Source organism: Kitasatospora sp. NPDC001175 (genome assembly GCF_053598215.1).
In genome coordinates this window covers 1-8,821 of record NZ_JBSFJU010000136.1, presented here as the reverse complement: position 1 = coordinate 8,821, position 8,821 = coordinate 1, and the positions used below count along the sequence as shown (strand labels likewise).

12 protein-coding genes and 1 pseudogene are annotated in these 8,821 nt (G+C 70.9%); 8 read left to right on the top strand and 5 right to left on the bottom strand.

From position 1 onward, the window contains the following. Nucleotides 1-38: 38 nt before the first annotated feature. Complete coding sequence (locus tag ACWDAK_RS39830) at nucleotides 39-1,109, bottom strand: hypothetical protein (protein ID WP_427396104.1); 1,071 nt, start codon at nucleotides 1,107-1,109, stop codon at nucleotides 39-41. Nucleotides 1,110-1,588: 479 nt separating this feature from the next. After that, a complete protein-coding gene (locus tag ACWDAK_RS39825; protein WP_427396103.1) occupies nucleotides 1,589-1,744 on the bottom strand; it encodes a hypothetical protein in 156 nt (51 codons plus the stop codon). A gap of 209 nt (nucleotides 1,745-1,953) precedes the next feature. Between ACWDAK_RS39825 and ACWDAK_RS39820 the strand changes: the two genes are divergently transcribed. Next, complete coding sequence (locus ACWDAK_RS39820) at nucleotides 1,954-2,241, top strand: DUF6296 family protein (protein WP_427396102.1); 288 nt, start codon at nucleotides 1,954-1,956, stop codon at nucleotides 2,239-2,241. A gap of 485 nt (nucleotides 2,242-2,726) precedes the next feature. On the opposite strand, the gene ACWDAK_RS39815 is transcribed toward ACWDAK_RS39820, so the two are convergent. Beyond that, nucleotides 2,727-3,098 (bottom strand): helix-turn-helix transcriptional regulator, encoded by a 372-nt coding sequence (locus ACWDAK_RS39815; RefSeq protein WP_427396101.1) that lies wholly within the window; start codon nucleotides 3,096-3,098, stop codon nucleotides 2,727-2,729. A 153-nt stretch (nucleotides 3,099-3,251) separates the two neighbouring features. Here ACWDAK_RS39815 and ACWDAK_RS39810 point away from each other — a divergent pair, with 153 nt between their 5' ends. From ACWDAK_RS39810 to ACWDAK_RS39785, 6 genes and pseudogenes are all read left to right on the top strand, one after another. Further along, on the top strand, nucleotides 3,252-3,548 hold the full coding sequence (locus tag ACWDAK_RS39810) for a hypothetical protein (protein ID WP_427396100.1): 297 nt from the start codon (nucleotides 3,252-3,254) through the stop codon (nucleotides 3,546-3,548). A 290-nt stretch (nucleotides 3,549-3,838) separates the two neighbouring features. Beyond that, nucleotides 3,839-4,210, top strand: coding sequence for an STAS domain-containing protein (locus ACWDAK_RS39805; RefSeq protein ID WP_427396099.1), 372 nt, complete (start codon nucleotides 3,839-3,841; stop codon nucleotides 4,208-4,210). Nucleotides 4,211-4,392: 182 nt separating this feature from the next. Then, nucleotides 4,393-4,958, top strand: a pseudogene (locus ACWDAK_RS39800) (hypothetical protein). 5 nt (nucleotides 4,959-4,963) lie between these two features. Then, on the top strand, nucleotides 4,964-5,539 hold the full coding sequence (locus ACWDAK_RS39795; protein ID WP_344641540.1) for a hypothetical protein: 576 nt from the start codon (nucleotides 4,964-4,966) through the stop codon (nucleotides 5,537-5,539). Between the two features lie 73 nt (nucleotides 5,540-5,612). Next, a complete protein-coding gene (locus ACWDAK_RS39790; RefSeq protein ID WP_344641545.1) occupies nucleotides 5,613-5,753 on the top strand; it encodes a DUF6131 family protein in 141 nt (46 codons plus the stop codon). 15 nt (nucleotides 5,754-5,768) lie between these two features. Beyond that, nucleotides 5,769-6,062 (top strand): STAS domain-containing protein, encoded by a 294-nt coding sequence (locus ACWDAK_RS39785; protein WP_344641541.1) that lies wholly within the window; start codon nucleotides 5,769-5,771, stop codon nucleotides 6,060-6,062. Nucleotides 6,063-6,437: 375 nt separating this feature from the next. Here ACWDAK_RS39785 and ACWDAK_RS39780 read toward each other — a convergent pair whose 3' ends face one another. Beyond that, the gene (locus ACWDAK_RS39780) at nucleotides 6,438-6,761 is read right to left on the bottom strand and encodes a plasmid stabilization protein (protein WP_427396098.1); all 324 of its coding nucleotides are present in this window, start codon (nucleotides 6,759-6,761) and stop codon (nucleotides 6,438-6,440) included. Nucleotides 6,762-7,074: 313 nt separating this feature from the next. Between ACWDAK_RS39780 and ACWDAK_RS39775 the strand changes: the two genes are divergently transcribed. Beyond that, nucleotides 7,075-7,635, top strand: a complete 561-nt coding sequence (locus ACWDAK_RS39775) for a hemerythrin domain-containing protein (RefSeq protein ID WP_344641543.1) — start codon at nucleotides 7,075-7,077, stop codon at nucleotides 7,633-7,635. A gap of 134 nt (nucleotides 7,636-7,769) precedes the next feature. On the opposite strand, the gene ACWDAK_RS39770 is transcribed toward ACWDAK_RS39775, so the two are convergent. Continuing rightward, nucleotides 7,770-8,821, bottom strand: a 1,052-nt coding sequence (locus ACWDAK_RS39770) for a CHAD domain-containing protein (protein WP_427396097.1), incomplete at its 5' end; no start/stop codon positions are given.

The window sequence follows — 8,821 nt, the reverse complement described above, 5'->3', positions numbered from 1 at the left end:
AAAGACAGCACCCCGGTCCAGATCGGCCTCGCCATCGCTCACCGGCCTCCATTCCTTCGGGCGGCCTTGGCCGCCAACTCCTCCACCTGCCGGCGCGCCGCCTCAGCGGCCCACTCGGCCTTCTTCACCGCCCGTCGGGCGTCTTCCCACTCGCCCTGCTTCCTCACATACGCCCGCTCCGCATCATCCCGTTCTCGCACGGCCTGCTCGGCCTCAGCCTGGGCCTGCCGCAACCTGCTGGCGGCCCGCTCGGCCCGCGAGGTGGCTTTCTCACGGACGGCGGCCAGACGCTCCAGCTCGCGGTCGAGGCGTTGCACCGTCTGCCGTGCGAGGTCGAGGTCGCGCTCCGCCCGGGCGTCAACGTCGCTGGCCTGGTTGAGGCGCTCGGCCCACCTCCGGTCCGCAAGGTCCGTCTGCTCGGATGCGCGTGTGGGTGGAGCTGGTCGTGCGCGGTCGTCGGTGCGCAGGGACGGCGGGTGCGCACTGTGGGCGGGTGCCGGGGCCGCCGGGGCTGCCGGGCGGTTGGGGAGGGCGAGGGTGGCGAGGGTGGCGAGGGTGGCGAGGGTGGCGAGGGTGTCCGTGGTCGTCGCCGGCGGCAGGGCCTCGGTCAGGCGGCCGGCGGCGAGAACGCTGGCGGCTGTTTGGCTGCCGGTTGCGGCCAGCAGGGTCTGTTCCAGCTCGGCGAGCGCGCTCTGGCCGATGCGGTGGCCGCGTGCGGTCGCCGCTGTGCGGGCGGCATCGACGAGCTGGCCGGCCAGGCGGTGGCGCTGGGCGGTGAGTTCGCGCATTCGCTCGCCCTCCAGCCGTTCCTGGGCCTCGCGCAGAGCGCATCCGAGGTCCAGCAGGCGCCGTACGCCGGCGGGGTCGGTGCGGGTGAGGAGGTTGACCAGCCAGGCGCCCTGAGTGGGGCGGCGCAGGCGGCGGATGCGATCGGCGAGTGCGCGCTCGCCGCCGTGCCGGGCCTGCTCGGTGGCCGCGTTGCGGGCCGCGGTGAACCGGTCCGGTGGCAACCCGTAGAGGCGCTCTGCCACCGCGTCGAAGTCCTCCACCAGCGCTCCTGACCGGCCGCCGCGCACGTCGTGCTGCCAGGGGTTGGCGGCAGGGTCCACGCATCGGGGCCGAAACAGTGTCCCTGCCGCCGTCGCGGCATCCGGCCGCCCTTCCCACAGTGCCGGATGTCCGTGGCGCACGCCTATGGCAGGCAGAGGGCCGATCGGGCCCGGACACGCAGAACGCGTACCAGCTCCGCGGTTGCCCGGGGTTGCCCGCGCGCGGGCTGACGGGCGCGAGACGGCCAGGGGTGCCCCGGCCTGCGCCGCCGCCGGCTTCGGAACCACCGTCCGCCTCGCGCGGGAAGCTCCGGGTGCGGCGCGTGGCCGCGATGACGCCGTCCCGGCGGCGCGATGCACTGGCGCAACCAGAACGCACGCCATCCAGCGTCCTGGCCGCGCAGCGCCGGGAACGCGCCCGTGTCCGCAGCGAGAAAGGCATCCGCTGGGGCGCGTCCTCTCAACCCGGCGGTCTGACCGCCCGCGCCGTGATCGTCGGCGGTCCAGTCGAGCGGCCTCACCCCGGGAACGAGCCCCCGTCAGGGCGTTTCGGGCTTGCGGGCCAAGAGGCAGGCGTGCGGTCTGTTCACGCGTCCGCCGGGCTCCTGTTCCACTCTCGCGGTGACGACGAGTCCGGCCTGGACCAGCAGGTCGCCTATGCGGTCCACGGGCAGGAGGTACGACTCGTAGGACACCGGACGGCCATAGCCGCGGGTCGGCTGCAGACGCTCAGCAGCAGGGCCAGCCAGTCCAGCAGTACGTGAGCTGCGGATCCGGGGGCGCACCCGGCGTCGACGATGCCGGTCTCGGTGGCTGCCTATCATGATGGCGAAGCTGGGGCCGGTCCCGGGCGCTGGGACCTGGGGAGGGGCTGGCGGCCCCGAGACGGTCGGAGGTGCTTTCCGTGACAGCGGTCCGGCGATACGGCATCACGCTTCCCGGCGCGCCCGGCAGCCACGGTCCGCCCACCGTGATCGTGGTCTACCTGACGTCGGACCTCACCGCAGACGGGCGGCCGGTCTACGCCGACGACTCTGGTGCCTTTCGCGTCCAGATCACCGACGAGGATGTTGCCCAACCCCTCGCGGACACCGTCTCCTCCTCGGGTGGCCGCGGACAGGAGCAGTGCCTGCACGCCGAGGCCCTGCCCCCACCCGGCGGAGCCGACGGCGCAGGCTTGTCGCAGCGGTGAGGCCCGGGGCCGGGCTGCCGTTTCCCGCACGCCGATCCGGTGGCAGCCTACGAGGAGTTCTCCGTTCTCCCGCCAGTACGTGTCGCCTGGCGCCCGGGCGCGGAACGAGGCGGACATCGTGCGGGAGGAAGTCCGCTGGATGGGCACCTGAGCCGGCGCGGTGCCGTGCCGAAGAGGAGGCGTCGGCCGTCAGAACGCCTTGGCCCGTGCTTCCCGCAGGTCCGGACCGAGGAGGGGTGAGGGAGCCGATCTCGCGGCGCCCGCTCGCCCGCTTCGAAGCCCAGTCCGTGCTCGTCGCGGTCATCCCATCACATCGTCGCGGTCATCCCATCACATCGGCACCGCGACCGTTGTTGTCCAAGATTCCCCCCTACCGGCACAGCGCCATGCTTCGCCGGCCCTGTCACTGCCCGTTCACCTATGAACCAGCGCGAGTGGTCGGCAGCGGACACAGGTGGGCGTCCCTTCGCCGCAGCCGCCCCTGCTCACTTGCACGGCCTTCCTGCGGCTACCGCCCTGACCCTTGCGGAGCCGCGCCGTGACCGGGGCAGGCGGTCAGGTTTCCAGTGCAGGAGAACGGCCAGGAGTTCGGCGAGGCTGGGGCCGGCGTCGGCGGGATGGCGTAGTTGCTTGGCGGCCTGGACGTGGTAGTGGTTGCTGCGGCCGTTGCGTTCGTGGGTCAGGTAGCCGGCCTCTTCGAGGTCGACGATGATCCGTTGGACGGCCCGTTCGGTCAGCAGGCAGCGTGCCGCGATGTCGCGCACCCTGATGCCGGGATCGCGGGCGATCTGTACCAGCACGCGGGCGTGGTTGGTCAGGAAGGTCCACCGCCGCGCCGCCGCGGGGCACTCGTCCATGCCACCAGCTTACGACCGCCGATTCACGCAGCCGTAAGCACGAAAAATAATCCGTGTAACCGTTGACATGGATCGCTCGTGGGCGAATCGTTAAAGCGCAAGCCAGGCCGCCTCGTCGACCGGGATCCTTGCCACCCGCGTGAAGAGGTCACCATGGACAGCCTCACCCGCTACAACCTGGAAACCCTCGCCGGCTTCCTCTACGACCGCATCGGCCGCCCCAGCGAGAACGGCGACCAGACCTGTCAGGTCGAGCCACTGCGCCGCATGGTCCGCCACGCGGTCACCGGCCTCGAGGCCTACCTCGCCGCCAGCGCATCACGCCAGGGCATCTTGGACTACCGGCAGGACACCGCCGACGAGCTGTGGGAAAGCCTGGAGCGGATCGCTTCCCGCTGGCGCGACAAGCCAGCCCCTACCTTGGCCCCACCCGACCGCAGCACAAGGTGACGAGCACCATGGCCACCGACCCGCCTCCAGCACCTCGACCCGAGCCGCCACCCCCACCGTGTGACCTCTGCGGCCAGCCCCAGGTGTGGCTGCCCGGCGAAGTGACCGAGGTGCTCGACGGACCTGCGCGGCCCTGGCCCGCCGCACACGAACCCCGCGACACCCGACACTGCCCTCGGCAAGCCCCACGCGCGAAGCACGCGGGCTGGCTCCCCGCCACACCCCACGCCGACTTGCCTCCAGCACCTCAACCCGGGCCGCCCGGAGGGCACACCATGCCTGCCCCGGACATGACGACATCCACCACCCGCATCGGCGACGCCCTGATCTGCTCCGTCGCCGGCTACGTCCACATGGACAACGAACAGCAACTGCGCCACGAACTGCGCCAGGCCCTCGTCCGGCGCCCCGCACTCCTCGCGATCGACCTGCACGCCGTCGACCTGTTCACCACCAGCGCCCTCCACACGCTGCTCACCGCCCGCCGGGCCGCACTCGCCGCGGGCGTGCCCCTCGTGCTTGCCGCTCCCAGCCCGCAGGCACAACGGGTGCTGGAGATCACCCAGACCGACACCGTGTTCCGGGTGTTCCCGACTCTGACCGAGGCCCTGCACAAATGCGCCCCTTCGAAACCAGACAAATCGCACCTGGCCGCCCTGTGACAGGAGGCCGGCGAGCTGCTTCTTGTTCTCGGCTCCCCGCGCCGGGCCCGCTTCTTGTCCACCGGTGCGGGCCGCGACCTTTGGCGCGCTGCTCGCCGTCGCCGCGTTCCAAGGCTCCCGGGTGTTTCGAGTCGCCGGCTGCCGGTAAGGCGGCAGGTCACTGAAGGACCAAGGAGGACCTGATGTCGACAGGGACCCTCATAGCGATCATCGTGCCCGTTGTGGTCGTGCTGCTCCTGATCGCCGGGGCGTTGTGGCTCGTGGCCCGTCGCCGCCGGTTGCGGGAACGGTTCGGCCCCGAGTACGAGCGCACCGTTCGCAGCTCGGGCAGCCGACTGGCCGCCGAGCAGGAACTACGCCGCCGCGAGCAGCGCCACCAGCAGTTGGAGATCAAGCCGTTGGCACCCGACGCCAGATAGCGCTACGCGCGGGACTGGACGCGGGTGCAGCAGGAGTTCGTCGACCGTCCCGGCGAGGCCGTGCAGCGGGCCGATGGCCTGGTCACCGCGCTCATGCATGAGCGCGGCTACCCCACCGAGGACTACGAGCAGCGGCTGCGTGACCTGTCCGTCGAGCACGCGAACACCCTGAAGCACTACCGCGCCGCGCATGCGGTCAACGCCCAGGCCGGTCGCGGTGACGCGACCACCGAAGAACCCGCGGGGCGATGGTGCACTACCGCGCGCTGTTCACGGCGCTCCTCGACGGCGGGCACGCCGTGCGAGACGACGATTCGCCACGGAGGTGACAGAAATGAAGCCAATGCGCTACGACGACACGGGACGGATGACGACCGAGGACATCGCCGCCACCGGAACACAGGACGAGGAAACAGAGACCACCGGCACACAACGACAATCAGGCGCCATGGACCAGCCCGGGACGACGTCCGAGGCGACATCCGAGGCCACGCCCGACACGCGGCAGGAACGGCCCGTCTTCCCGGGCGAGGCCACCGGCGAGAGACCGGACGCGGAGAGCGGGCAGACGGCGACGCCCCCCGATGAGACGACCGCGCAAGGAGAGGCCGCCGACCGCGGCGCCACCGGCCAGGAAGAGACGGAACCGCTACTGCCCTCGGCCCAGGCGCAGGAGCTCCGCACCCGCTGGCAGCAGGTGCAGACCCGCTTCGTCGACGACCCCCGCGAGGCTGTTCACACCGCCGACGAACTGGTCGCCGACCTCATGAGGCGACTGGCCGAATCCTTCGCCGACCACAAGCAGCGGCTCGAGAGTCAGTGGAACCAGGGGGAACCGGTCGACACCGAGGAGCTGCGGCTCGCCCTGCAGAAGTACCGCAGCTTCTTCAACCGCCTGCTGAGCAGCTGAACACACCGCCCCGACCTGCGGGCATTCGCAAAACAGATCTGAACCTTCGGAGGCCACCGTGATCGTCCTTGGAGTGATCCTCCTCATCATCGGCTTCGTCACCGGCATCTCGATCCTGTGGACCATCGGCATCATCCTGGCCGTTCTCGGCCTGATTCTCTGGCTCCTCGGCGCGGTAGGCCACGGTATCGCCGGACGAACCCACTACTGGTAGCCCGCGACACACGCCATGTACGACCACAGCCCGGCACCTGCCGTAGTGACGGCGCGCGGCGACATCGACCTCGCCACCGCCTCGTCACTGCGCCGCCAACTGGCCGATGCGCTGCGGGCACACCGCGAAGTCGTGCTCGACCTGTCGGAGGTGACGTTCATGGACTGCGTCGGCCTGGGCGCCCTCGTCCAGGCCCGCAACCAGGCCGACCACAGCGGCGGACGGCTCATCCTGCGCGGCATCGGACACCCCGTGACCAGGCTCCTCAAACTCACCGGCCTGACCCGGCACCTGACCGGCGAGGTCTGACCGGCCGCCGCGCGGCCGCAACGGGGGCCGACGCCGACGACGCCGCTGGCAGCCGAGGACGCCATCCGGCAAGCCACGTCCGCGCAGCAGGCGGCGGCGCTGGCCGAGAAGAAGTAGAACACCGCGACCATCGACAACCCCGTCACCCAGGGCATCGGCCTGAAGGACCATCGACCGCGCCAACCATGGAGCCCCGCACCAACACGGTGCGGGGCTCCGCCACGTCCGGGCGACCGCCGAATGAAGGCCCCGGTGTCGCTCGCCGCCCGCATCCTGCAGCTCACCGGCCTGGACCACATGACACGGGATCGTCCCTGGAATCCGTGACCCGCCGGTCAGCCGAACCACCACCACTGCCGCGGTCGGTCAGCCCGATCAGTGACCGAGGGCGTTGGCGAGCTGCTTCTTGTTCATCTTCGAGCGGCCGTGAACGTTGCGCTGCTTGGCCTCGTTGTACAGCTGCTCCTTGGTGGGGCCTTCGGAACCGGAGTGCGAGCGCTGTCCGCCGCGCCGGGAGGAGGACATGTCGTGGGTCGAGGAGCGGCTGGCGGTCTTCGACTCGCCGTGCCGTGCCCGCTCCTTGTTCACGGTCCGGGCCGCGATCTCCTTGGCCCGCTTCTCGCTCTCGCCACGGTCCAGGGCGCTCTCCTTGATGTGCTCGTACTGACGTTCACGCTTCTTGCTCGAACCGACAGGCATGGCTACTCCTCACCCGTGGGGATGCACTGCGGCGTCTACCCCGAACGCAGGTCTCGGCACGCTCGCACGCCCGTGCACGTGAAGCCAGCTGGCTCGGTCGTCCCTCGCATGGATGCGACGCCGGTGCAATCCGGGAATCTGAAGAACAGATGCTCGCGATGGGCCGGCCCGGCGCGGCACGGACGGTGCTGACCGCCTCCGTCCGGGTGAGGCGCTCGCGTCGGGCTCACATGGTTTGTCCAGTTGGGGGATCACTGCCTGCCGGGCGGGATGGACTCGGCCCGGGCAGGACCAGCGAAAGGACAGATACGCGATGGGACATGGCGGGAATGTGATCGAGGAGCTGACGGCCGACCACCGCGAGGTGGAGGAGATCTTCGGCCGGCTCCAGGCGATGACCGGCCGCGGGCAGGAGCTGCGTGACCTCGTCGACGAGGTCACCATCGAGCTCGTGCGGCACTCGGTCGCCGAGGAGCAGTACCTGTACCCGGCGGTGCGCGAGCACATCCAGGGCGGCGACAGGCTCGCGGACAAGGAGCTCGACGACCACGCCCGCGTCGAGAAGATCCTCAAGCAGTTGGAGAAGATGAACACCGACGACGCGCACATGAGCATGATGCTGCAGCAGCTCATGGACGAGGTCACCGTCCACGTCCAAGACGAGGAGAACAACCTCTTCCCGATGCTGCGCCAGGCCTGTACCCCCGAGGCGCTCGACGATCTCGGCGACAAGATCCGGCGGGCCAAGGCCATGGCGCCGACCCGCCCGCACCCCGCCGCCCCCGACACCCCGATGGCCAGCAAGATCCTCGCCCCTGGGGCGGGTCTGGTGGACCGGGCCCGCGACTTCGTTACCGGCCGTGGGAAATCCTGAACCTCCCCCTGCCGACCGGTGGGCGACAGCTCACCACCCGGGGTCGGCCGCACTCGGTCGCGGCCCCGGGAAACCCGCCGGGCCGGAGGCGGCTGCAGACCACGGCGTGACTGGTAGCACGCCGGCGCGGAGGTTCAGCGCAGCCGGGTGAGCTTGCGGCGGCCCGCCCGGCGGCGCAACTTCGGCAAGCGTGACCGCGCAGCGGCGGCGATGTGCCGCTGGCGTTCGTAGAGCACACCGTAGGCGAAGGCGTGCCGCTCCCTGCCGGTGTCCTCGCTTTCGAGGCGGACCAGCTCGTGGCGGGCCACCACCGTGTCCTGGTGAGTGCCCAGCACCTTGTGCAGTTGCTTCATCCGGGCGCCGAATTTCGCCACTCGCTTCGCCGTGCGGTGCGGGATGTGCGACTGTGCGTGGTCCGCGGTGTACCGGGCGCGTTTGGCGGCCTTGCGGGCGCGATGCAGCGCCTGGTCGCGCTGCGGGCCCGGTGTGGTGCGCAGAGCGCGGTCGAGCCGCTTCCGGGCCCGCCGCTGCTCGTGCCGCAGGACGCCGGACAGATACTTACGCGCCTTCTGGTGGGCCCGACGGCGCAGTGGCGGGTCGGTGGCGAAGGCGTCGAGCCGCTCCAGCAGGGCGAAGTAGCGTGCGCTGTCGAGTTCGGCGACCGCCCGCTGCCAAGCGCGCCGGTAGCCCTGGGCGTAGCGCGCGGTGAGCCGGCCGCGCAGAGCGCTACGCAGGTGTGCGGGCAGCGCGTCCAACTGGTCCACCAGTTCCTCGCCCAGTACCTCTTGGTCGCGGGCCTGGCCTAGGAGTCGCCCGAGCCAGCGCAGTTCTGTGGCCAGCACCTCGGCCTGGTCGCGCTGGAAGAGCCGCCGGTGGGCCTTGAGCAGGCTGCGCAGCCGCCGTGCGGTGACCCGCATGCGGTGTACGGAGTCCTCCTGGCCGCGGCGCACGGCGGCATCGAGGGTGAGGAGCGCCTCGAGCTGGGCCCGGAAGCCGTCCATGACGAGGGCTCCAGCCGATTCTGCGGCCTGGGCGGAGGCCGAACCGGTCGGGGCCTGGAGGCGGGGCTCGCCAAGAGCCCGGGAGAGCTTCGAGGGCCACGGTGAGCGGGTCAGCCCCGCGTCGGCGAACACGGCCTCGATGTGGTCCAGCAGGGTCGGCGGGCCGTGCTCCAGCTCGACCTCGA

What these genes read in the sequence shown, in the direction of transcription:
- ACWDAK_RS39815 (WP_427396101.1), bottom strand. Translation starts at nt 3,098, where the DNA reads ATGGACGAGTGCCCCGCGGCGGCGCGGCGGTGGACCTTCCTGACCAAC.
- ACWDAK_RS39810 (WP_427396100.1), top strand. Translation starts at nt 3,252, where the DNA reads ATGGACAGCCTCACCCGCTACAACCTGGAAACCCTCGCCGGCTTCCTC.
- ACWDAK_RS39785 (WP_344641541.1), top strand. Translation starts at nt 5,769, where the DNA reads ATGTACGACCACAGCCCGGCACCTGCCGTAGTGACGGCGCGCGGCGAC.
- ACWDAK_RS39775 (WP_344641543.1), top strand. Translation starts at nt 7,075, where the DNA reads ATGGGACATGGCGGGAATGTGATCGAGGAGCTGACGGCCGACCACCGC.
- ACWDAK_RS39795 (WP_344641540.1), top strand. Translation starts at nt 4,964, where the DNA reads ATGAAGCCAATGCGCTACGACGACACGGGACGGATGACGACCGAGGAC.
- ACWDAK_RS39805 (WP_427396099.1), top strand. Translation starts at nt 3,839, where the DNA reads ATGACGACATCCACCACCCGCATCGGCGACGCCCTGATCTGCTCCGTC.
- ACWDAK_RS39780 (WP_427396098.1), bottom strand. Translation starts at nt 6,761, where the DNA reads ATGCCTGTCGGTTCGAGCAAGAAGCGTGAACGTCAGTACGAGCACATC.